Source organism: Ideonella sp. (assembly GCF_041287625.1).
In the GTDB taxonomy this organism is placed as follows: Bacteria; Pseudomonadota; Gammaproteobacteria; order Burkholderiales; family Burkholderiaceae_C; genus Ideonella.
Map to the genome: position 1 here is coordinate 19,599 of NZ_JBGGNH010000067.1, position 21,647 is coordinate 41,245.

Consider the following 21,647-nt stretch of genomic DNA (forward strand, 5'->3'; position numbering starts at 1 on the left):
GTGTGATCAAGTGAGCTGCAGGTGACGCCTCCCAAGCCTTCGCATCGGCGCCGAGGCGCGCTGGCCGCGCTCGCCATGGCGGTGCTGGGACTGCACCTGTGGCTGGCCAATGGTGCGCTGCAGGACCGGCTGGGCGAGGGCGCGTCCGACCGCTCGCCTGCGGCCATTGAAGTCGCTTTCGTCAAGGCACTGGCACCCAGCCTGCCGCCGGTGGCCGTGGCGCCGCCGCCTCCTGCACCGCGTCCGGCGGCCCGGCCAGCCGTCATTGCGCCGCAGCCGGCAGCGTCCGCCCCCGAGCCCGAAACAGCGCTGGCCGATCCGGCGATGGCACCTGGCCTGCCCGACGTGGGTGTGTCGCAGCCTGAGCCGGCGGCCTCCGACGCACCGGCGGTCGTTGCCGAAGCGGCGTCGGCGGCCAGCGAGCCGGCGTCAGCCCCTGTGGTCGCCAGCGTCGCTTCCGCCGCTTCTGCCGCTTCCGCGCCTGAAGCCTTCGACTGGCCGCCGTCCACCCGGCTCAGCTACAAGCTCACGCTGACCAACTACAGCGTGCGGCCGATCTTCGGCAGCGCCCGGGTCGAATGGCTGCGCCAGGGCGAGCGCTACCAGGTGCGCGTAACCGCCAAGGTGCCGGGCCTGGTCGAGCGCCGTCTGCTGAGCGATGGCCTGCTCGGCCCCGAAGGCCTGGTGCCGCAGCGCTTCGACCAGGAGACCGATGCGCTGATGCTGGCCACCCGGCGCGAAACCGTGTTCTTCCGCAACGGCAAGGTCGAGTTCACCAACGGCAAGGTCCTGCCTGTGGTGCCCGGTTTGCAGGATTCGTCCAGCCAGTTCGTGCAGACCTCATGGTGGTTCCTGACCCACCCGGAGCTGCTGAAGCCCGGCCAGGTGCTGGACGTTCCGCTGGCGCTGACGCGGCGCCTGGGCGTCTGGCGCTACATCGTGCAGCCGCCCGAGACCTTGCAGCTGCCAATGGGCCCGGTGCAGGCCTACATGCTCAAGCCCGAGCTGGCCAACCGCAAGGCCAATGAGCTGCTGATCACGATGTGGATCGCGCCCAGCCTGCAGTACCTGCCCGTCAAGGTGACGATGCTGCAGGACCCGAACGTCCTGCTCGAAATGGTGCTCGAAGGCGCGCCGCTGCAGTCGAAATGACGCACCTGGTCCTGCGGGTACGCAGGCCCACCCGCCGGGCGGGTTGCGCGGTCCGCTTGGGGCGGCCCGGCGCTGGACCGCGGCGCGCTGCACGCATGGCGATCACGTAAGCCTCGCTCAATTCCTTTGGCTTCGGCTAGCCTTGTGTTTTTCGAGTAAGAGCCAGGAGACCCTGATGGACTACGAATGCATCCTGACCGAGGTGCGCGGCGAGAGCGCGCTGAAGACCGGGCTGATCACGCTGAACCGGCCCAAGCAGATGAATGCGCTGAACGACCGGCTGATGGACGAGCTGGGCGCGGCGCTGCTGGCCTTCGACGCCGATGCCGGCATCGGCTGCATCATCGTCACCGGCAGCGAGAAGGCCTTTGCCGCAGGTGCCGACATTGCCGCGATGGTCACGCTGGGCCACATGGACGCCTGGAAGGCCGGCTACATCTCGCGCAACTGGGAAACCATCCGCCAGGTGAAAAAGCCGGTAATCGCCGCGGTGGCCGGCTTTGCGCTGGGCGGCGGCTGCGAGGTGGCGATGATGTGCGACATCGTGCTGGCGGCCGACACCGCCAAGTTCGGCCAGCCCGAGATCAAGCTGGGCATCGTGCCGGGCGCCGGCGGCACCCAGCGCCTGCCGCGCGCCATCGGCAAGGCCAAGGCCATGGACATGCTGTTGACCGGCCGCATGATGGGCGCCGAAGAGGCTGAGCGTGCCGGGCTGGTGTCGCGCATCGTGCCGGCCGCCGGCTTGCTGGACGAGGCTTTTGCGACGGCAGAGCTGATCAACGCGCTGGGCGCGCCCAGCATCGCGCTGACCAAGGAATTGGTCAACGAAGCCTTCGAGAGTGGCCTGTCCTCCGGCGTGAAGGCCGAGCGCCGGGTGTTCCATTCGCTGTTCGGTACCGAGGACCAGCGCGAGGGCATGGAGGCCTTCCTGGCCAAGCGCAAACCGACCTTCAAGCACCGTTGATCGCACCGCCGAGGTGCGCTGGAAGCGGCTGGCAAGGCGGGCCGGGAAATCCTGCAGATGGCGGCTTAACCCTGGCGGGGCGTGGCCGATAAGGACTCATCATCAGACTGAGATCTGGAACCATCGTCATGCAGGTCGTCGCAGCCCACACCGCCATCCCTTCCCCGTGTCCCGAAGCCTCGCGCCCGCCGGTCGCCGCCGAGCTTCGCCAGGTCAGCCGCGAAATGCCGGACGCTTGCGAGCGCCTGGAATACGTCGGCAAGATGACCGAGAAGGCCGCCAACAAGGTGCTGGCCTCCATCGACGCTGCCAAACCGGCATGCGAGCAATTGGTCAAGCGCGGCGAAGACCTGGCCGCGGTGATGCGCCGCCAGGCCGACCAGCCCGAGATGACCGTCGAGAAGGCGCGGGCGCTGATGCGCATGTGCGCCGACTACGTGGACAACACCACCAAGTTCGCCCGCCAGCAGAACGACTGCCTGACCGACATCATGATGGCCCAGGATTTCCAGGACCTGTCTGGCCAGGTCATCAAGAAGGTCACCGACATCCTGCTGCGTGCCGAGGCCGAACTGCGCCACATCGTCGAAGACGAACTGCCCAACGGCTGGAGCGAGGCAGACATCGTGCAGCCCGAGTTGGCTGGTGTGCAGACGCCGGACCGCGCCATGCAGCAGGACGACGTCGACGCGCTGCTCGCCGCGATGGATTTCTGAACGAAGCGCCCCGTCAGGGCTTCTTCGTCACGGTTGCAGCCAACAAGGCTCGGCACCTGCCGAGAACCGGGCGCGCCGGTGGCCGCCGGGTGCCAGGCCCAACCAGTCCAGCTTGCGGACCTCGCCCATCACCATTGCAAAGTATTCGCGGCTGCTCAAAGCGGGCGTCTGCAGCGCTGCCGTCGCCGCTTGCGCGGCAGGATCGATGGTCGCTGGCAGGTCCTGCGGCGCCAGCGTGGTGCCGGGGGCGCGCTGTGACAGGTAGTCCAGTGCAGCAGGCGTCAGCTTCAGTTGGGCCCAGCGCGAAGAGGCGGCGAGGCCCTCCTCGTGAACCTCGCAGTCCAGCGTCAACCGCAGCTGCCAGGCCAGGCGCGGGCACCACATCAGCAGCATCGCCTGTGGCTGGTGGCGCAGGTGGGTCACCTTGGGCGCGCGTGCATCGGTGAAGAAGCACAACCGGCGCATCGCAGGGTCCACCTCGCGCAGCACCACGTTGCGCGCGTCCGGCAGCCCGTCCGGCCCGACGGTGGCCAGCGCGGCAATGCGCCAGCCATGGCCCTTGGTCGCCGCCGCAAGGCTCAGTTCCTGCCACAGCCTTTCTTCCAGCGCGGCCAGGCCGCCCGGGCCTTGCCATGCGGCCTCGTCCGCCAGCAGCGGGGTGGCAATGTCGGCGTTGTGGTTCATCGGTCCTTACCCAGGTCTACTGCAAAAGGCAAAACGCAAAAGCACTGAATGCAGACTCGAGAACGCCGCCGCTCGTTCCCTTCTTGCGCTTTCTTAACCTTCGCGGCGCAGCGCAGGGAACAGGATCACGTCGCGGATGCTGGGCGAATCGGTCAGCAGCATCATCAGCCGGTCGATGCCGATGCCGCAGCCACCCGTCGGCGGCATGCCGTATTCCAGCGCGCGGATGAAGTCCGCGTCGTAGAACATGGCTTCTTCGTCGCCGGCGTCCTTGTTGGCCACTTGCGACTGGAAGCGCGCGGCCTGGTCCTCGGCATCATTCAGCTCGGAGAAGCCGTTGGCGTATTCGCGGCCGGTGATGAACAGCTCGAAACGTTCGGTGATGGCCGGGTTCGCGTCCGAGGCCCGGGCCAGCGGGCTGACTTCCACCGGGTAGTCGATGATGAAGGTCGGCTGCCAGAGCTTTTCTTCCACCGTCGCCTCGAACAGTCCGAATTGCAGCTGTGCCAGGCCCCAGTGCTTGGGCGGCTCTTCGCCCAGGCGCTTGAGCGCCGCATGCACGGCTTCGGCCGAATCGGCTTCGGCTTCGGTCAGCCCGGCGTGGGCGACCAGTGAGTCGCGCACCGACAGGCGGGCGAACGGCTGATCCAGGTGCACTTCCTTGCCGGCGTAGGTCACGCGGGCCGAGCCGGTGGCCTGCTCGGCCGCATGGCGCAGCACGCCTTCGGTGAAGTCCATCAGGTCGTGGTGGTTCCAGAAGGCCGCGTAGAACTCCATCATCGTGAATTCGGGGTTGTGCCGAACCGAGATGCCTTCATTGCGGAAACTGCGGTTGATCTCGAACACGCGCTCGAAGCCACCCACGATCAGGCGCTTCAGGTACAGCTCGGGCGCGATGCGCAGGAACATTTCCTGGTCCAGCGCGTTGTGGTGCGTCACGAAAGGCCGGGCGTTCGCGCCACCCGGGATCGGGTGCAGCATCGGCGTTTCCACTTCCATGAACTGGTTCGCCACCATGAACTGGCGGATCGAGCTCAGGGCCTTGCTGCGCGCGGCAAAGCGGTTGCGCGCCTTTTCGTCGGTGATCAGGTCGACGTAGCGCTGGCGGTACTTCTGCTCCTGGTCGGCCATGCCGTAGAAGTCGCTGGGCAGCGGCCGCAGGCTCTTGGTCAGCATGCGGATGGACGTGGCCTTGACCGACAGCTCGCCGGTCTTGGTCTTGAACAGCCTGCCTTCGCAGGCCAGGATGTCGCCCAGGTCCCACTGCTTGAAGGCGGCCAGCACTTCGGGGCCGACGGCGTCCTGCGTGATGTAGAACTGGATCCGGCCGGTGGCGTCCTGCACCGTGGCGAAACAGGCCTTGCCCATCACGCGCTTGAGCATCATGCGGCCCGCCACGCTGACCTTCACCGCCTGCGGCTCCAGCGCCTCGTTGGCCAGGCTGTCGTAGGCCTCGTGCAGCGCCGCGGCGCGGTGCTCGGGCTTGAAGTCGTTCGGAAACACGGCCGTGCCGGCGGCCTTGGCCTGCGCGCGCATCCCAGCCAGTTTCTCGCGGCGTTCGGCGATCAGCTGGTTGTCGTCGGGTGGCACGGGAGGCTGGGTGTCGTGGCTCATGGCACTGGGCAGGCAGGCGAAGGCGCGGGGCGTCTCGCGGGGAACAACAGGGTCGGTGGCCGGGCGTCAAGCCGGGGCGCCACCGGAAGAACCCGCGATTTTAAGCGGCCAGGGCCGGGGCGCCGCAGCGCCCGGTCCTAAAATCGCCCGCTTTGACACGCCTGGGCGCCGCTTCGGCATCTTTCCTCATGCATCGCAAACTTGCCGTGGTCGGTCTGGGCTACGTGGGCCTGCCGGTGGCCGTGGCCTTTGGCCGGAGCCATCACGTGGTCGGCTTCGACATCCAGGCCAGCCGCATCGCCGAACTGCAGACCGGCCATGACCGCACCGGCGAGGTCACGCCCGAGGCCTTGCGCGAAGCGGACATCCGCTACACAGCCGACATCGCCGACCTGCATGCTGCGGACTTCTTCATCGTCGCCGTGCCCACGCCAGTGGACAAGGCCAACAAGCCGGACCTGTCGCCGCTGATCTCGGCTTCGAAGAGCGTCGGCCAGGCGCTGAAGAAGGGCGACATCGTCGTCTACGAGTCCACCGTGTACCCCGGCGCCACCGAGGAAGACTGTGTGCCGGTGCTGGAGCAGGTTTCCGGCCTGAAGCATGGCGTGGACTTCTTCTGCGGCTACAGCCCGGAGCGCATCAACCCCGGTGACCGCGAGCACCGCTTCGAGACCATCAAGAAGGTGGTTTCGGGCTGCGACGCGGCCACGCTGGACACGGTCGCCGAGGTCTATGCCTCGGTGGTCACTGCCGGCGTGCACCGCGCCCCCAGCATCAAGGTGGCCGAGGCCGCCAAAGTGATCGAGAACACCCAGCGCGACCTGAACATCGCGCTGATGAACGAGCTCTCGGTGCTGTTCGCCCGCATGGGGATCGACACCGCCGAGGTGCTGGCCGCGGCAGGCAGCAAGTGGAACTTCCTGCCATTCCGACCCGGGCTGGTGGGTGGCCACTGCATTGGCGTGGACCCGTATTACCTGACCTACAAGGCTGAGCAGCACGGCTACATCCCGCAGGTCATCCTGGCGGGCCGTCGCATCAACGACAACATGGGCCGCTATGTGGCGCGCAACACCGTCAAGCTGATGCTGCAAAAAGGCATGGACGTGCCGCGTTGCCGCGTTGGCGTGCTGGGCATCACCTTCAAGGAAAACTGCCCGGACATCCGCAACTCCAAGGTCGTGGACCTCGTGCGCGAGCTGCGCGACCACGGCACCACGGTGGTGGTGATGGACCCCTGGGCTGACGCCGCCGAGGTGCAGCACGAATGCGGCTTCGCGCTGGCCGACCCGGCGCTTGAGGCGCCATTCGACGCGCTGGTTGTCGCCGTGGCCCACCGCGAATACCGCGCGTTGACCGTGCTGCAGCTGCGCGCCATGCTGCGCGGCGAGCAGCCGGTGCTGGCCGACGTGAAAGCCCTGTTCCCGCGCGACGAACTGGCCGCAGCCGGCGTCAGCGTCTTCCGTTTGTGATTCGAATGAACAAGAACTTCGCGCTGATCGGCGCCGCCGGCTACATCGCGCCGCGCCACATGCGCGCCATCAAGGACCTGGGCCACACGCTGGCCGTGGCCTACGACATCAACGATTCGGTCGGCATCATCGACAGCCAGCATCCGCAGGCCGAGTTCTTCACCGAGTTCGAGTGTTTCCTGGAACACGCGAACCAGCGCAAGCGCACGCCTGGCAAGGCGCTGGATTACGTGGCCGTCTGCAGCCCCAACCACCTGCACCACCCGCACATCGCGGCTGGCCTGCGGCTGGGTGCGGACGTGATCTGCGAGAAGCCGCTGGTGCCCACGGTGGCATTGCTGGACGAGCTGCAACGCGTCGAGGCCGAGACCGGCAAGCGTGTCTTCAACATCCTGCAGCTGCGCCACCATGACGCGATCTTGAAGCTGCGCGACAAGGTGGCCGCTGCCCCAAAGGACACCAAGTTCGACGTGGAGCTGACCTACATCACCTCGCGCGGCAAGTGGTATGCGCAGAGCTGGAAGGGCGACCCGCGCAAGAGCTTTGGTGTCGCGACCAACATCGGCGTGCACTTCTTCGACATGCTGCATTTCATCTTCGGCCAGCTGCAGCAAAGCGTGGTGCACCTGAACGAAGAAGCGCGCGCCGCTGGCTTCCTGGAGTACGAACGGGCGCGGGTGCGCTGGTTCCTGTCGATTGACGCGAACGACCTGCCGGCCGAGGTGCAGGGCAAGAAGACCACCTTCCGCAACATCGACATCTCCGGCGAGCAGCTCGAATTTTCCGAAGGCTTCACCGACCTGCACACCGTGAGCTACCGCGAGATCCTGGCCGGCCACGGCTACGGGCTGGCCGATGCGCGGCATTGCATCGAGACGGTCGCCGCGATCCGCACCGCCAGCGCTGCCGCGCTAGGCGCGGATGCGCATCCGTTCCTGAAACGATGAGCGACGTTTTCTGGGCCCACGCCAGCGCCATCGTCGATGACGGCGCGCAGCTCGGCGCCGGCACCAAGGTCTGGCACTTCAGCCACGTCTGCGCCGGTGCACGCATTGGCGACAACTGCTCGCTGGGCCAGAACGTGTTTGTCGCCAACGACGTGACCATCGGCCACGGCGTGAAGGTCCAGAACAACGTTTCGGTCTATGACGCAGTGACGCTGGAAGACGATGTGTTTGTCGGTCCCAGCGTGGTCTTTACCAACGTCTTCAACCCGCGCGCCGCCGTGCCGCGCAAGGCCGAGTACCGGCGAACCTTGGTCAGGCGCGGCGCGTCGCTCGGTGCCAACAGCACGCTGGTCTGCGGCGCCACGGTTGGTGAATACGCCTTCGTCGGCGCCGGCGCGGTGGTCACCAAGGACGTGCCGGCCTTTGCGCTGGTGACCGGCGTGCCGGCCAGGCAAACCGGCTGGATCAGCCGCGTCGGCGAGAAGCTGGCGCTGCCGGTGCGTGCGGTGGACGGCGCCGAAGCCGTGTGCCCGGCCAGCGGCGAGCGCTACCGGCTGGTGGCCGGCGCGCTGCTGCCGCTCGACTGATCAATCCAGCTCGGCCAGCTGCTGCTGCAGCCGGCGGCGCCACTCGGCGTCCTTCTCGGCGGCGATCAGCCGCTTCAGGATCTCGACCTGGGCCAAATCGAGCGCCTTCTTTTCAGAAACCTCAATGTCCGGCTTCACGCCAACGCCTTCCCAGTCGGTGTGCGTGACCGGGCTCACGCTGAGCCCGGTCGGCACGTTCATCATGAAATGCGCGGTCAGCCGGCGGCGGTCGCCAGGGTGGGCGCCGCCACCGGTCACTTCGCCGACCAGCGTCGCCCGGCCGGTGTCCTTCAACGCCATCGCGAAGTCCTCGCCGGCCGAGAAGGTGTCCTCGCTGGTCAGCAGGTAGACCGGGCGCGACTGGCCGTAGCGCTTGCCCGGCACCTTGGCGGTGGTCCAGCGCGCCTCGGTGCGGTTGTTCTCGCGCGGCCAAACGATGTCGTTCAGGTGTGTGGGCTGGTCGAACAGGTAGCTGGCCAGCAGCATCACGCTTTCCGGATCGCCACCTCCGTTGCGGCGCAGGTCGATGACCAGTGCTTGCGTGTCGGCCAGCAGCGTCATCGCTGCGGCAATTCTCTCGGCCACGAATTGCGGCCGACCGAACTGGTGCAGGTCCAGGTAGCCGATGTTGCCGCGCAGCCGCCGGACCTCGGCAAAGCCGAAATTGAGGCGCTGCGATCGGATGAAGTCCCTGGCCTGGTCTTCCTGTGTCTCGTCCTGGCCCGTGTCTTCGGGAATGGCCTGCTCGAAGTAGCGCATTTCCAGGTGCTTGTCGTGCAGCTGCTGCTGCATCGCCTCGGTCAAGGTTTCGGCCAGCTTCTGCGCGCTGGTGATGCGGTCGAAATCGCCTTGCTGCAGGCGGGTCTGCAGCGCCTGCGCAAGCTGCCTCGCCTTGGCCTCGTCCACATAGTGGCGCTGCATCTGCGCGTTCAGCTGCGTGATGACCTCCCGCCGCATCGACGCGTCCAGCGGCATGTCCTTTTGCGGCGGGCCCGACTGGGCCATGCCCAGCTGCCAGGCCAAGCCGGCCCCCACCGCTGCCAGCAACATGGCCGCACCAGCCACCCGCTTCTTCGTTCCTGTCTTCATTGCGCTGCTCCAGTTGAGACCGCGTGATGGCGGTCGACAACAGCAGCATCGCGACAGAGTGTGGAGAAACTATGGAGACGAGGGCGCGGGCAAGGCACCAGGCGCCGCCGGCAGCTCGACCCGGTAGCCCAGTCCGTAGACCGACTGCACCACGTCTGCCTCTGGCCAGTGCGCGGCGATCTTGCGGCGCAGGTTCTTGACGTGGCTGTCGATCGCGCGGTCGGTCACGTCCAGTGCGTCACCGCGGATCAGGTCCAGCAGCTGCGCGCGCGACCAGATCGCCCCTGGCCGCCGCGCCATCGCGGCGAACAAGGCGTATTCGGTGGGCGTGAGCAGCAGCGACTGCGAATGCATGGTCACGCTGCGTGTCTCGTCGCTGACGATCCAGGGCGGCTCGGGCGCCGTGGTCATGGGCAGCCTGCGCCGCAGCACGGCCTTGATGCGCGCCACCAGTTCGCGTGGGCTGAAGGGTTTGCACAGGTAGTCGTCTGCCCCCAGATCCAGCCCGTGCAGCCGGTCGATCTCCTCGACACGCGCGGTGACCATGATGATGGGCACGTCCGACTGTTCGCGCACGGCCTTGCAAAGCGACAGGCCGTCCATGCCGGGCAGCATCAGGTCCAGCACGATCAGGTCCGGCATCTGCTGCAGCACGCGGGCCAACGCCTCGCGGCCGTCGGCCAGCACCTGGGCCTGGTGGCCGGCGGCGGTGATGTAGTCGGCCACGATGGCCGCCAGGTCTGCTTCGTCTTCCACGACGAGGATGCTCGCCATTCAACAACTCTCCAGCGGCAGCACAAGGCGGGCCCGCAATCCGCCCAAGGGCGACGGGCTGAACAGCAGCCGGCCGCCATTGGCTTCGATGATCTGCCGGCTCAGCGCCAGCCCCAGCCCTGCGCCGCCGCTGCGCCGGTCACGCGAGGCTTCGACCCGGAAAAAACGCTCGCCCAGCCGCGCCAGCGAAGCCGCCGGCACACCGGGCGCGCTGTCGTCGATGTCCAGCTGCAAGGCCTGATCCTGCACTTGGGCATGGAGCTCGATGCTGCCGCCATGCGCGGTGTAGCGCACGCAATTTTCCAGCAGGTTGCCCAGCACCTGGCGCAGCCGGTCCGGGTCGCAGCGAACCGTGCTGGCCGCGGGCGCCACGCCGCTGCGGGCGTGCAGGCCAGCCTCGGCGAATCGCGGTGCAAAGGCCTGCAGCACGTCGAGGGCCAGCGGCCAGGCATCGACCGGCACAGCGGTGTTGGCCAGCTGGCCGACATCGGCCTTGGCCAGCTCGTGCAACTCGTCGACCAGCCGGGCCAGCGCCAGCACCTGCCGGTGCATCAGCGCCAGGTGCTCGGGGCTTGTGTTGCGCACGCCGTCCTGCAGCGCCTCCAGCTGGCTGCGCAAGACGGCCAGCGGCGTGCGCAGCTCGTGCGAGGTGTTGGCCACCCACTGGCGGCGGCTGTCTTCGGCCGCAGCCAGCTGGGCGGCAAGTTGGTTGAAGCTGCGTGCGAGTTCGCCCAGTTCGTCCTGGCGGCTGTCGGCCAGCCGGGCTTCGAAATGCCCGGCGCCGAGCTGTCGCGCGCCGTGCACCAGTTGCTGCACCGGTCGGCGGAAGCTGGCTGCCAGCGCTGCCGCTGCCAGTGCCGCCATCAGGACGCCGATGGTTGCCAGCACAGCCAGCGAGCGCTGCTGCTGGACCAGGAAGGCAACGGCCAGGTTGTCGGCCGGGTTCTCGGCACGCGCCAGCAGCAGCGAGCCGACCACGGCGCCGTCGACCACGACCGGGCGTTCCAGGGTGTCGATGGAGGCGAGCGCGATCAGGCCTCGGTGCGCCTTCACGCCAGCCAGCAGCTGGCGCTGCGTGTTCAGCAGGCCCAGGCGCTCGCCGAGCGCGGCGGGAGCCAGCGTGTCGCGCAGCCAGGCCTTGCGCTGGGCCGCATCGGCCGGCAGGAAGGACCAGTCGCCGTGCTGGCTGAAGCGTTCGGCCAGCGCCTGGGCCAGCAAGTCCAGTGCAGCCCGGTCTGGCGCCGATGACGCCTGGGCTCCGCCCGACAGGCTCCAGCGCACCAGGCCCACGCCTGCCGCGCCCACCAGGAGGAAGGCGGCCAGGATGGACACGAACAGGCGCTGGCCGATCGAGAGCTTCAGGCGGGTGAACACGGGGCGAGGCGGGGTGCGAGCTGCGTGGAAAGGGTCGCATCATCGCGGGCCTTGGCTTGTCCGACAATCGGCCCATGCAATTCACCGACCTGCAGGCCCAGTATGCGGCGCTGAAAACCGAGATCAATGCGCGCATGCAGCGTGTGCTGGACCATGGCCAGTACATCATGGGCCCCGAAGTCGCCGAGCTGGAGACGGCACTCGCGGCCCGCACGGGGGTGCGCCATTGCATCACGGTGGCCAGCGGCACCGAGGCGCTGCTGATCGCGCTGATGACGCTGAGGCTGCAGCCTGGAGACGAGGTCGTCACCACGCCGTTCACCTTCGCCGCGACGGCCGAAGTCATCGTGCTGCTGGGCGGTGTGCCGGTGTTCGTGGACGTGGAGCCGGACACCGGGCTGATCGACGCGGCGCGCATCGAGGCGGCCATCACGCCGCGCACTCGCGCGCTGATGCCGGTGAGCCTCTACGGGCAGGTCGCGGACATGGCGGCGATCCAGGCCGTGGCCAACCGGTACGGCCTGTCGGTCATCGAAGACGCGGCGCAAAGCCTGGGCGCCACCTACCTGGGCCAGGAAAGTTGCAGCCTGTCCACATGGGGTGCGACCAGTTTCTTTCCCAGCAAGCCGCTGGGTTGCTACGGTGACGGCGGCGCGCTGTTCACCAACGACGACGCGCTGGCGCAAGCCGCGCGCGAGATCCGCGTGCATGGCCAGAGCGCCCGCTACACGCACACCCGGCTGGGCGTGGGCGGCCGCATGGACACGCTGCAATGCGCCGTGCTGCTGGCCAAGTTGCCGCGCTTCGAGTGGGAGCTGCAGCGGCGCGCGGCGCTGGGCCAGCGTTACCGAGAGGCGCTGGCCGGGCTGAACCTGGACCTGCTCGCTGTGCGCCCTGAGCGAACCTGCGTCTGGGGCCAGTTCACTGTGATGGTGGACGGCCGTGACGAGGTCGTGGCTGCACTGAAAGCCGCCGGCATTCCGACAGCAGTGCACTACCCACGCCCGCTCCACCGCCAGCCCGCCTACGAGCGATACGCCGCTGGCGCGTTCTGCCCTGTCAGCGAACAGCTGGCCGCGCGCGTGCTGAGCCTGCCGATGAGCGCGGACCTGACCGAGTTGGACCAGGACCGTGTGATCGCGGCTTTGTCCGCCGCCGTGGGCCTGCGCGGCTGAACCGGCCTGGATGCGCGACACCGCCACACCACCGCTGCAGGGCCTGCTGCGTGCCAGCCTGACACTGCTGGCCGGCGGCGCGCTGGCGCAGGCGCTGCCGCTGCTCTTGGGGCCGCTGCTCACGCGGCTGTTCACGCCGGCCCAGTTCGGCCAGTACCACCTGTTTGCCGCTGTCGCGGCCAACCTGGGCGTGGTGGCCTGCGCGCGCTATGAATTCGCGCTGCCGCTGGCGCGGTCCGACGACGAAGCGCAGGCGCTGCGCGTGCTGTCGCTGCGCATCCTGCTGGGCGTGACGCTGGCCAGTGCGCTTGGCGCGCTGGGCTGGGCTGCGTTGGGTGGTGGTGCCTGGGTGGCGTGGCTGCCACTGGCGGTCGCGGCGGCTGGCGTGGTGTCGCTGGCGACGCTTTGGGCCACCCGCGAGCAGCGCTTCTCGGCGCTGGCTGCGGCGCGGGTGCTGCAGTACGGCGGCGCGGCGCTGGCGCAGGTGGCGGCGGGCTGGGCAGGCGCGGGTGTGGCCGGGCTGATCGCCGCGCCCATCGCGGCGACCTTGCTGGCGACTGCCTGGCTGCGGCTGCCGCTGGGCGGCGCGGCGACCGGGCTGCGCGCGGCGGCGGGTCAGCACCGTGTCTTTCCATTGCTGAACACGCCGCATGCTTTTACCGGCGCGCTGCAGGACACGCTGGGCGTGGCCTTGATCGCCGCCAGTCTGGGCCCCACGGCGGCTGGTTTCTGGGGCCTGGGCCTGCGCTACCTGAAGGCACCGGCCACGCTGGTGGGCAGCGCGGTCTCGCAGGCGCTGTACCCGAAGCTGGCGCTGGCTGGCACACGGCCCACGCGCGCGGCGCGCGCGGCGCTGCGCAGGGTCATGCTGGCGTTGGCTGCGCTGGCGCTGCCGCTGGTGGCGCTGCTGTGGGCGCTGGCGCCCTGGGGCTTTGCCTGGCTGTTCGGTGCCGAATGGCGCGAGGCCGGCGAGCTGGCGCGGGCGCTGGCGGTCTACATCGGGCTGCATTTCATCTCGGCGCCGTTGGCCGTGGTGACCATGGCCTGGCAGGCGCAAGCCTGGGCGCTGAAGCTGGCGCTGGTGGGGCAGGTGGCCTTCGTCGCCGCGCTGGCAGCCGGGCTGCACTGGGGCGGGCTGACCGGGGCGGGCTGGGCGGTTTCAGGCGCAATGCTGCTGTACTTTGGCTTTTACCTGCTGCAACTGGCGTTCTGGCCGGTGGACGACGACACGGCCACCTCGCCAGTGGTGAAAGAATCGCGGCTGTGACTTCGTTCAATGCCTTCCTGAATCGCTGCCGCCGGCGCGTGGTGCGCTCGCTGCTGTTCCGCGTCGTCTTCGGCGAACGCTCCGGCGGCAAGCTGCTGCCGCACACCCGCATCTCACCTGCCGCCCACCTGGAGGCGGAGGACAAGCTGGTGATGGGCGACCACGTCTACATCGGTCCGTTCAATTACCTGGAGGCCAGCGGCGGCATCACGCTGGGCGAGGGCGTGCAGATCACCAGCCACTGCGCCATCGTGACCCACAGCTCGCACCGCTCGGCGCGTTTGATGGGCGAAGGTTTCGTGCGCTGGCCGGCGGCAGGTTTCGGCGAGCGGCCGGGCTGGATCGCCGGGCCGGTGGAGATTGGCGCGTACAGCTTCATCGGCCCGCATTCGCTGATCGAAGCGAACACCAGGCTGGGCCGCGGCACGCTGGTCTGCGCCGGCAGCTTCGTGCGAGGCGAATTCCCGGACTTTGTGATCCTCGAAGGCCGGCCCGCCCGTGTGGTCGGCGACAGCCGGCGCGCTGACGAGCGGCTGCTGGAACGTTTCCCCGAACTGCGCCCGCTGTATGACGCCTGGGCCGGGCCTGTGGCGTGAACCCCTTGCGAATTCCGCTCCGGCTGGTGCTGATCGGCGACGGCGAGAGCCCGCACCTGCTGAAGTGGGTGCGGACACTGGCCGCGTTGTCGCAGCAGGTCGAGCTGCATGCCGTTTCCAGCCGCGGTTTCCTGCCCGAGATCGAGGCCTTGCTGCCGGCCGAGCGCCGGCTGGCGCTGGGTCATGCGATGCAGTTCGAGGGTGGCAATGGCGCGCTGCTGCGCCAGTTGCCGCGACTGGCGCGCTGGCTGAAAGCGGTGCAGCCCGACTGGCTGGCGCCGCATTACCTGACTTCGCACGGCACGCTGGCCTGGCTGACGGTGCGGGTGTTCGGCGTGCACGCCCGCATCGCCGGCTCGGCCTGGGGTTCGGACATCCTCGTCACGCCCGGGCGCAGCGCGCTGATGCGCTGGGTCACCGGCCGCGTGCTGCGGGCCTGCACGCTTTGCACCAGTGACTCGCAGCACATGACAGCGCGCATGCAGGCGCTGGGCGCGGGGGAGGTGATGACCTTTCCGTTTGGCCTCGAAGCGCTGCCGCCGGCACCTGGCACGAAGGACGCGAACCTGTTTTTCGCCAACCGCGGCCTGGAACCCATCTACCAGCCGCAGCGTGTGCTGGCGGTGTTCGCCGCGCTGGCGGTCGACTGGCCCGAGGCTAGGCTGGTGCTCGCGCATGACGGCTCGCTGCGCGCCGAGCTGGAGGCGCAGGTGGCGCGAGATCGCCAGTTGCAGGGCCGCGTGCGCTTCGTAGGCCGGCTGGACGCCGCGACCCAGGCCCGCTGGTATGCGCGCGCTGGCTGGTACCTCAGCCTGCCACAGAGCGATTCGGTGTCGGTCTCGGTGCTGGAGGCCATGGCCCACGGCTGCGTGCCCATCCTGTCGGACCTGCCAGCCAACCGCGAGCTGGTGGCCGATGGCCGCAATGGCATGGTCCTGGCGGACGGCGAAGTGCCGTCGCCTTCGCGGCTGGCCGAGCTGTCTCTGCGGGCTGCCGACGTGGCGGCGGCCAACCGCGCCTGGGTCGGCGGACACGCCTTGTTTCCCGCAAGCGTTGCCGTTTATGTGCAGCGACTGCAAGCCCTGTCATGAACATCCTGTACCTCAATCACTACGCCGGCTCCCCCGAGCTGGGCATGGAATACCGGCCGTATTACCTGGCGCGCGAATGGGTGCGCGCCGGCCATGCCGTCACGATGCTGGCGGCCAGCTTCTCGCATGTGCGGGCCAAGCAGCCGAAGCTGGACCCGAACGCCGGGGCAGACGGCACGCGCGAGACGATTGACGGCATTGCCTACCGCTGGTTCGACACCCCTGCCTACCAGGGCAACGGCATGGGCCGCATGCGCAACATTGCCAGCTTCCTGGCCCAGGTCTGGCAGCAGGCGGATGCGCTGGTGGCCGAGCTGAAGCCGCAGGTGGTGATTGCGTCCAGCACCTATCCGATGGACATCTGGATCGCGCAGCGCCTGGCGCGAAAGGCGGGGGCGAAGCTGGTCTTCGAGGTACACGACCTGTGGCCGCTGTCACCCATCGAGCTGTCGGGCATGTCGCCCTGGCACCCGTTTGCGCTGATCTGCAGCAGCGCCGAGCGCGCGGCTTACCGGGATGCGGACGTGGTGGTCTCGATGCTGCCCAAGGTGCACGAGCACATGGCCTCGCGCGGCCTGGACCTGAAGAAGCTGGTCATCGTGCCCAACGGCATTTCGCCCGAGGAATGGGACGGCAGGCCCGAGCCGCTGAAGCCCGAGGTGGCCGCCTGCATCGGCACCGCGCACAAGGCCGGCCGCCACGTGATCGGCTACGCCGGCTCGATGGGCCGGCCGAACGCGCTGGACACGTTGCTGGACGGCGCCAAGCTGTTGGCCGATTCGCCGGTCGAGTTCGTGCTGGTGGGCGACGGGCACGAGCGCGAGCGGCTGGTCAGGCGCATCGAACAGGAAGGCTTGTCCGCCCGGGTGCACTGGTGCGGGACGATTCCGAAGGCGCAGATCCCGTCCTTCCTCGGCGCCATCGAGGTCGCCTACATCGGCTGGCAGCGTGTGCCCATCTACCGCTTCGGCATCGCGCCGAACAAGCTGATGGACTACATGATGGCCGGCTGCCCGGTGCTGCATGCGGTGGAGGCGGGCAACGATCCGGTCGCCGAAGCGGGGGCCGGCATCACCGTGCCGCCCGAGTCGCCCGAGGCCGTGGCCGAAGGCATCAAGCGCCTGCTGTGCCTGCCGGCGGCCACGCGCAAGGCCATGGGCAGGCAGGGCAGGGCGTTTGTGCTGGCCGAGCATGCCTACCCGGTGCTGGCCAAACGTTTTCTCGCGGCTTGCACGCCGCCGGCGCCCAAGCCGGGGCAGGCGACAATCCAGGGTTTGCCGCCCCGTCCTTCCCAATCTCCTCGCCGCCCATGAGCACTGAACCGTTGCCCTTCCTGCCGTTCGCCTTGCCCGAGATCGGCGAGGAGGAGATTGCCGAAGTGGTGGACACGCTGCGCTCCGGCTGGGTCACCACCGGCCCCAAGGCCAAGCGTTTCGAGGCGATGTTCACCGAGTTCCTGGGCGATGCGTCGCTGCAGTCCATTGCGGTGAATTCGGCCACCGCCGGCCTGCACCTGGCGCTGGAGGCGCTGGGCGTGGGCCCGGGCGACGAGGTCATCACGACCACGCACACCTTCACCGCTTCGGCCGAAGTGGCGCGCTACCTGGGCGCAGACGTCAAGCTGGTGGACATCGACCCGGCGACGCTGTGCATCGACCCGACCAAGATCGAGGCGGCGATCACGCCGCGCACCAAGTGCCTCGTTCCCGTGCACTACGGCGGCCTGGCCTGCGACATGACGGCGATCCTGGCGATTGCGAAAAAGCATGGCCTGAAGGTGGTCGAAGACGCTGCGCACGCGCTGCCCACCACGCTGAACGGCGAGCTCGTCGGCACGCTGCAAAGCGACGCCACGGTCTTCAGCTTCTACGCCAACAAGACCATGACGACCGGCGAAGGCGGCATGCTGGTCACCCGAAACCCTGAACTGGCCGCGCGGGCCAAGGTCATGCGCCTGCACGGCATCAGCCGCGACGCGTTCGACCGATTCACGGCCAAGGTGCCGAGCTGGTACTACGAGATCGTCGCCCCTGGCTTCAAGTACAACCTGACCGACATTGCCGCAGCGTTGGGGCTGCATCAGCTGGGCCGCGCGCATGGTTTCCAGCAACGCCGTGCCGAACTGGCTGCGCAGTACAACGAGGCGCTGTCCGAGTTGCCTGTCATCCTGCCGCCGCAACCGCCCGCGGACGAACTGCACAGCTGGCACCTCTACCCGATCCGCTTGGCCGAAGGCGCGCGCATCGGCCGGGACGCCGTGATCGAGGCGCTGTTCAACGACGGCATTGGCTGCAGCGTGCACTACATCCCGCTGCACCAGCAGCCGTACTGGCGCGACCGCTACCAGCTGCGTGCAGAGGACTTCCCGCAAAGCCAGCTGGCCTACGAGCGCATGCTGAGCCTGCCGCTGTACACGCGCATGACGGACGCTGACGTGATCCGCGTGGTGGCCTCGCTGCGGCGCGCACTGGTGGACTGAGGGCTTTGGCGCAGTGGCAAAGCGGCTGTTTGACTTGCTGGCGGCATTGCTGGGCCTGGCCTTGCTGCTGCTGCCGGGGCTGGTCGTGGCGCTGCTGATCAAGCTGGACTCGCCCGGCCCGGTCCTCTTCCGTCAGCAGCGCGTGGGCCGCTTCGGCGCGCCGTTCCGCATCCACAAGTTCCGCACGATGCGAGTCGATGCCGAAGCGGCAGGCCAGCTGACGCTGGGCGCCGATGCGCGCGTCACACGGGTCGGCGCCTGGCTGCGCGCGCACCGCGTGGACGAACTGCCGCAGCTGATCGACGTGCTGCAGGGCACGATGAGCCTGGTGGGCCCGCGCCCCGAGGTGCCGCGCTACGTCGCGCTGTATCCCGAAGCTTTGAAGGCCCAGGTGCTGGCCGTGCGCCCCGGCATCACCGATCCTGCCTCGCTGCGCTTTCGCAACGAAGGCGAACAACTGGCGGCCGCGGCCGACCCCGAGCGCGAATACCGCGAGGTGATCCTGCCGGCCAAGCTGGCCTGCGCGGCCGAATACGCGGTTCGCGCGTCGCTGTGGACCGACCTGGGCGTGTTGCTGCGCTCGCTGCGTGTCTTGTTGCGAGGCTGAAGCCTTGCCGTCTGGAAACCAATGAACTCCTCGAAACTCATCGGCCGACCGACCCGTCGTCAGCTGCTTGGCGCTGTTGCCGCACTGAGCCTTGCGGGCGCGCTGCCGTCGCAGGGCTCAGCCGCTACGGCGACACCGCTGGTGCTGGCCTACACCGACGGCCAGGTGCCCGCGGCCTACACCAACCTGCAGGCGTTCTACGCGCAGCTGGGTGCGGTTGGTCTGGGCTCGACCTGGTCGCTGCTGGCGGACGGTTCGCTGAGCGACGTGGGGATGAGCAGCACCACGCAGAAGATCATCAAGTTCGCGAAGAAGAAGGCGCTTCCGCTGTACCCCACGGTGTCGGACTACAGCGACGCGCTGGGCGACTTCGACCCAGCCGTGTCGCGCGGCATCCTGGCGAACGCCGCCGCGCGTGAAGCCGCGCTGGGCGCGATGCTGCAACTGGCCGTGAGCCAGGGCTTTGCCGGCATCGACCTGGACTGGGAAGCGGTGGAAGAGGGCAATGCCGCAGCGTTCTCGTCCTTTGTGGCGGACCTTGCCACGCGCCTGCATGCGCAAGGGCTGAAGCTCATCCTCAGCGTGCCGCCGAAGTTCGACGACACATCCTCGCCCTGGCTGGCCGGTTACGACTACGCGGCGCTGGGCGCCTCAGTCGACTGGCTGCAGGTGATGACTTACGACGAGGTCGGCCCCGGCTGGTGCACCACCGGCTTCAACCACGGCAAATGGCCAGGCCCGGAGTCCGGCCTGGACTGGCAGCAGGCGGTGCTGGGCTACACGCTGGCGCGCGTGCTGGCAGCCAAAGTGCTGTCCGGTCTGCCGGCCTATGGCTACGACTACAGCACCGGCAAGGTTGTGCATTGGTCCAAGTACGGCAAGACGATTGCTGCTCACGCTGGCGCGGTGGCGGTGCGCGATGGCGCCTCGGCCACGCCGTCTGCCAGCTGGGGTGCGGTGACACCGCAGCGCGACGGCAAGCCCTGGAGCAAGGCCACCCGCCAACCCGTGCTGTGGTTCGACGACGCGCAAAGCCTGGCTGCCAAGACCGCGCTGGTGCGCAGCCTGGGCCTGGGCGGCACCAGCGTCTGGGCCATGGGCTATGAAGATGCGGCGTTCTGGGGCGCCGTTCGCAGCGGCCTTGCGCCCTGAGCCCGCCAACACCGTCGACCCGATGACTGTCCCCACTGCTTCGCGCTGGCTGCGCCTGGAACAACTGCTGGCCCGGCTGCGGCCGCATCGTGCGCCGCTGAGCCTGGCCATTGACGCGCTGATGGTGGCGTTGGCCTGGAATGCCACCTACCTGTTTCGCCTCGGTTTCGAACGCTGGTGGGAAGCGCGGCCGTGGTACGACAGCTGGGTGCTGCTGGGTGTGGTCGCGGCTTACCTGGCCGCGTTTGCGCTGCTGAAGGTGCCGCAAAGCATGTGGCGCTTCTCCGGCTTCGGCGAGGTCAAGCGGCTGACATTTGCGTGTGGCGCCGCCGGCCTCGCGAGCGCCGCGGTGGTCATGGGCCTGCAGCTCTACCAGGTGCCTCGCTCGGTGCTCGCACTGCACCCGCTGTTCAGCCTGATGGCCGTCTGCATGGTGCGTGTGGCCTACCGCATGCTGTACGAACATGCGCGCGCACGGATCGCCGGCAGCAACGGCGCAGAGCCGCGCCGCGCGCTGGTGTTGGGCGCGGGCGAGGCTGCAAAGCGCCTGTTGGCCGGCATTCAGCACCAGGGCTGGATCGTCACCGGGCTGCTGGACGATGATCCCGCGAAGCAGGGTGCGCGCATTGCGGGTGTGCCGGTGCTCGGGCCGCTGGAGGCGATCCGCGAGCGCGGCGTGCGCGGCGATGCGACGCACCTGATCATCGCGCTTCCCTCGGCCACGGCCGCCCAGCGTCGCCGCGCTGTGGAACTGGCCAGCGCGCTGGGTCTGCCGGTGCTCACCGTGCCGTCGGCAGAGGAACTGCGCAGCGGCGAGGCGGCGGTCGACCGGGTGCGCGACATTGAGCCCGAAGACCTGCTGGGCCGCGAGCCGGTGCAGCTGGACGAAGCTGGCATCGGCGAAGTGCTGCGCGGCAAGACCGTGCTGATCACCGGCGGCGGCGGCAGCATCGGCTCCGAGCTGTGCCGCCAGGTGGCGCGCTTCCAGCCTGCGAAGCTGGTCATCGTCGAACTCTCGGAGTTCAATCTCTACACCATCGAGCAGGACCTCAGCCTGCGTTTCCCAGCGCTGCCGGTGGTCAAGCTGATCGGCGACGTGAAGGACCTGGACGGCCTGCGCGCCATCTTCGAGCGCGAACGTCCGCAAGTCGTCTTCCACGCCGCAGCCTACAAGCACGTGCCTTTGATGGAGGTCGACAACGCCTGGGCCGCGCTGCGCAACAACACGCTGGGCACCTACCACGCCGCGCTCGCCGCCGCTGAAGTCAAGGCAGAACGCTTCGTGCTGATCAGCACCGACAAGGCCGTCAACCCCACCAACGTGATGGGGGCCACCAAGCGTGCGGCCGAGCTGGTCGTCTCCGCAATGGCCGCCGAACACGCCAGTACCCGCTTCATGGCCGTGCGCTTCGGCAACGTGCTCGGTTCCTCCGGCAGCGTGATCCCGAAGTTCAAGCAACAGATCGCCGCCGGCGGCCCGATCACCGTCACCCACCCCGACATCATTCGCTACTTCATGACCATCCCCGAGGCCGCGCGCCTGGTGCTGCAGGCCGCAGCCATCGGCGAAAGCGGCCAGGTGCTGGTGCTGGACATGGGCGAACCGGTGAAGATCGTCGACCTCGCCAAGACCATGATCCGGCTCGCCGGCAAGAGCGAACAGGAGATCCGCATCGTCTTCACCGGGTTGAGGCCGGGGGAGAAGTTGTATGAGGAGTTGCTGGCGGATGGGGACTTGACGGTGGCCACCGCGGTCAAGGAATTGCGGCTCGCGCGGTTGGACGACTCGCTCGAAGGCGCGCAGCGATTGCTGGCTTGGGTCGCAAGTTCACCGGTGCAGTCGGCCGATCTGGTGCGAGAGGCGTTGAGCACCCTTGTCAAGGAATACGGGCGGCGCTGATCACCTG

Annotated in this window: 20 protein-coding genes; 15 read left to right on the plus strand and 5 right to left on the minus strand. The window is 68.4% G+C overall.

Translation table 11 applies throughout. From position 1 onward, the window contains the following. The first annotated feature begins 21 nt into the window (after nt 1-21). The 3 genes from ACAH41_RS24565 to ACAH41_RS24575 all read left to right on the plus strand — a co-directional run bounded on the left by ACAH41_RS24565 (nt 22) and on the right by ACAH41_RS24575 (nt 2,832). On the plus strand, nt 22-1,152 hold the full coding sequence (locus ACAH41_RS24565; protein ID WP_325650496.1) for a DUF3108 domain-containing protein: 1,131 nt from the start codon (nt 22-24) through the stop codon (nt 1,150-1,152). A gap of 175 nt (nt 1,153-1,327) precedes the next feature. After that, nucleotides 1,328-2,116, plus strand: coding sequence for an enoyl-CoA hydratase (locus tag ACAH41_RS24570; protein ID WP_325650498.1), 789 nt, complete (start codon nt 1,328-1,330; stop codon nt 2,114-2,116). 128 nt (nt 2,117-2,244) lie between these two features. Continuing rightward, the gene (locus tag ACAH41_RS24575) at nt 2,245-2,832 is read left to right on the plus strand and encodes a protein phosphatase CheZ (protein WP_325650500.1); all 588 of its coding nucleotides are present in this window, start codon (nt 2,245-2,247) and stop codon (nt 2,830-2,832) included. A gap of 27 nt (nt 2,833-2,859) precedes the next feature. On the opposite strand, the gene ACAH41_RS24580 is transcribed toward ACAH41_RS24575, so the two are convergent. After that, entirely contained in the window at nt 2,860-3,516 is a 657-nt protein-coding gene (locus ACAH41_RS24580) for a pyridoxamine 5'-phosphate oxidase family protein (RefSeq protein WP_325650502.1), read from the minus strand. Between the two features lie 93 nt (nt 3,517-3,609). Then, a complete protein-coding gene (gene lysS / locus ACAH41_RS24585; RefSeq protein WP_325650504.1) occupies nt 3,610-5,130 on the minus strand; it encodes a lysine--tRNA ligase in 1,521 nt (506 codons plus the stop codon). A gap of 188 nt (nt 5,131-5,318) precedes the next feature. Here lysS and ACAH41_RS24590 point away from each other — a divergent pair, with 188 nt between their 5' ends. Genes ACAH41_RS24590 through ACAH41_RS24600 form a run of 3 tightly spaced genes read left to right on the plus strand, consistent with a single transcriptional unit; the run spans nt 5,319 to nt 8,136 of the window. Continuing rightward, the gene (locus tag ACAH41_RS24590) at nt 5,319-6,602 is read left to right on the plus strand and encodes a nucleotide sugar dehydrogenase (RefSeq protein WP_325650506.1); all 1,284 of its coding nucleotides are present in this window, start codon (nt 5,319-5,321) and stop codon (nt 6,600-6,602) included. Nucleotides 6,603-6,607: 5 nt separating this feature from the next. Continuing rightward, nucleotides 6,608-7,549 carry a Gfo/Idh/MocA family oxidoreductase gene (locus ACAH41_RS24595; protein WP_325650508.1) on the plus strand — a complete coding sequence of 314 codons (942 nt, stop codon included), beginning with the start codon at nt 6,608-6,610 and terminating at the stop codon, nt 7,547-7,549. Then, the gene (locus ACAH41_RS24600; RefSeq protein ID WP_325650509.1) at nt 7,546-8,136 is read left to right on the plus strand and encodes an acyltransferase; all 591 of its coding nucleotides are present in this window, start codon (nt 7,546-7,548) and stop codon (nt 8,134-8,136) included. The genes ACAH41_RS24595 and ACAH41_RS24600 overlap by 4 nt, the downstream gene beginning before the upstream one ends. Here the strand turns inward: ACAH41_RS24600 and ACAH41_RS24605 are convergent, their stop codons facing one another. From ACAH41_RS24605 to ACAH41_RS24615, 3 genes are all read right to left on the minus strand, one after another. Beyond that, the gene (locus ACAH41_RS24605) at nt 8,137-9,225 is read right to left on the minus strand and encodes a S41 family peptidase (protein ID WP_325650510.1); all 1,089 of its coding nucleotides are present in this window, start codon (nt 9,223-9,225) and stop codon (nt 8,137-8,139) included. Between the two features lie 69 nt (nt 9,226-9,294). After that, on the minus strand, nt 9,295-9,999 hold the full coding sequence (locus ACAH41_RS24610; protein ID WP_325650512.1) for a response regulator: 705 nt from the start codon (nt 9,997-9,999) through the stop codon (nt 9,295-9,297). Beyond that, nucleotides 10,000-11,373 (minus strand): ATP-binding protein, encoded by a 1,374-nt coding sequence (locus tag ACAH41_RS24615; RefSeq protein WP_325650514.1) that lies wholly within the window; start codon nt 11,371-11,373, stop codon nt 10,000-10,002. Between the two features lie 74 nt (nt 11,374-11,447). Here ACAH41_RS24615 and ACAH41_RS24620 point away from each other — a divergent pair, with 74 nt between their 5' ends. The 9 genes from ACAH41_RS24620 to ACAH41_RS24660 are packed head-to-tail and all read left to right on the plus strand — an operon-like array spanning nt 11,448 to nt 21,640. Further along, nucleotides 11,448-12,548 (plus strand): DegT/DnrJ/EryC1/StrS family aminotransferase, encoded by a 1,101-nt coding sequence (locus ACAH41_RS24620; protein ID WP_325650516.1) that lies wholly within the window; start codon nt 11,448-11,450, stop codon nt 12,546-12,548. 10 nt (nt 12,549-12,558) lie between these two features. Continuing rightward, entirely contained in the window at nt 12,559-13,815 is a 1,257-nt protein-coding gene (locus ACAH41_RS24625; protein ID WP_325650518.1) for an oligosaccharide flippase family protein, read from the plus strand. Then, complete coding sequence (locus tag ACAH41_RS24630) at nt 13,812-14,411, plus strand: acyltransferase (protein WP_325650520.1); 600 nt, start codon at nt 13,812-13,814, stop codon at nt 14,409-14,411. Before ACAH41_RS24625 ends, ACAH41_RS24630 begins: the two co-directional genes overlap by 4 nt. A gap of 5 nt (nt 14,412-14,416) precedes the next feature. After that, nucleotides 14,417-15,502, plus strand: a complete 1,086-nt coding sequence (locus ACAH41_RS24635; RefSeq protein ID WP_325650521.1) for a glycosyltransferase — start codon at nt 14,417-14,419, stop codon at nt 15,500-15,502. Then, on the plus strand, nt 15,499-16,815 hold the full coding sequence (locus tag ACAH41_RS24640; RefSeq protein WP_325650523.1) for a glycosyltransferase family 4 protein: 1,317 nt from the start codon (nt 15,499-15,501) through the stop codon (nt 16,813-16,815). Before ACAH41_RS24635 ends, ACAH41_RS24640 begins: the two co-directional genes overlap by 4 nt. Next, nucleotides 16,812-17,981 (plus strand): DegT/DnrJ/EryC1/StrS family aminotransferase, encoded by a 1,170-nt coding sequence (locus ACAH41_RS24645; RefSeq protein WP_325650524.1) that lies wholly within the window; start codon nt 16,812-16,814, stop codon nt 17,979-17,981. Before ACAH41_RS24640 ends, ACAH41_RS24645 begins: the two co-directional genes overlap by 4 nt. A 13-nt stretch (nt 17,982-17,994) precedes the next feature. Next, nucleotides 17,995-18,588 (plus strand): sugar transferase, encoded by a 594-nt coding sequence (locus tag ACAH41_RS24650; RefSeq protein WP_325650525.1) that lies wholly within the window; start codon nt 17,995-17,997, stop codon nt 18,586-18,588. 21 nt (nt 18,589-18,609) lie between these two features. After that, nucleotides 18,610-19,740, plus strand: coding sequence for a glycosyl hydrolase family 18 protein (locus ACAH41_RS24655; RefSeq protein WP_325650526.1), 1,131 nt, complete (start codon nt 18,610-18,612; stop codon nt 19,738-19,740). Nucleotides 19,741-19,762: 22 nt separating this feature from the next. Continuing rightward, on the plus strand, nt 19,763-21,640 hold the full coding sequence (locus ACAH41_RS24660; RefSeq protein WP_325650528.1) for a nucleoside-diphosphate sugar epimerase/dehydratase: 1,878 nt from the start codon (nt 19,763-19,765) through the stop codon (nt 21,638-21,640). Nucleotides 21,641-21,647 lie beyond the last annotated feature (7 nt).

Bases quoted from the DNA above. Each gene is read 5' to 3' on its own strand.
- ACAH41_RS24600 (WP_325650509.1), top strand. From the start codon at position 7,546: ATGAGCGACGTTTTCTGGGCCCACGCCAGCGCCATCGTCGATGACGGC.
- ACAH41_RS24620 (WP_325650516.1), top strand. From the start codon at position 11,448: ATGCAATTCACCGACCTGCAGGCCCAGTATGCGGCGCTGAAAACCGAG.
- ACAH41_RS24575 (WP_325650500.1), top strand. From the start codon at position 2,245: ATGCAGGTCGTCGCAGCCCACACCGCCATCCCTTCCCCGTGTCCCGAA.
- ACAH41_RS24570 (WP_325650498.1), top strand. From the start codon at position 1,328: ATGGACTACGAATGCATCCTGACCGAGGTGCGCGGCGAGAGCGCGCTG.
- ACAH41_RS24595 (WP_325650508.1), top strand. From the start codon at position 6,608: ATGAACAAGAACTTCGCGCTGATCGGCGCCGCCGGCTACATCGCGCCG.
- ACAH41_RS24610 (WP_325650512.1), bottom strand. From the start codon at position 9,999: ATGGCGAGCATCCTCGTCGTGGAAGACGAAGCAGACCTGGCGGCCATC.
- ACAH41_RS24580 (WP_325650502.1), bottom strand. From the start codon at position 3,516: ATGAACCACAACGCCGACATTGCCACCCCGCTGCTGGCGGACGAGGCC.
- ACAH41_RS24655 (WP_325650526.1), top strand. From the start codon at position 18,610: ATGAACTCCTCGAAACTCATCGGCCGACCGACCCGTCGTCAGCTGCTT.
- ACAH41_RS24660 (WP_325650528.1), top strand. From the start codon at position 19,763: ATGACTGTCCCCACTGCTTCGCGCTGGCTGCGCCTGGAACAACTGCTG.
- ACAH41_RS24605 (WP_325650510.1), bottom strand. From the start codon at position 9,225: ATGAAGACAGGAACGAAGAAGCGGGTGGCTGGTGCGGCCATGTTGCTG.
- ACAH41_RS24625 (WP_325650518.1), top strand. From the start codon at position 12,559: ATGCGCGACACCGCCACACCACCGCTGCAGGGCCTGCTGCGTGCCAGC.
- ACAH41_RS24645 (WP_325650524.1), top strand. From the start codon at position 16,812: ATGAGCACTGAACCGTTGCCCTTCCTGCCGTTCGCCTTGCCCGAGATC.
- lysS (WP_325650504.1), bottom strand. From the start codon at position 5,130: ATGAGCCACGACACCCAGCCTCCCGTGCCACCCGACGACAACCAGCTG.
- ACAH41_RS24640 (WP_325650523.1), top strand. From the start codon at position 15,499: ATGAACATCCTGTACCTCAATCACTACGCCGGCTCCCCCGAGCTGGGC.
- ACAH41_RS24590 (WP_325650506.1), top strand. From the start codon at position 5,319: ATGCATCGCAAACTTGCCGTGGTCGGTCTGGGCTACGTGGGCCTGCCG.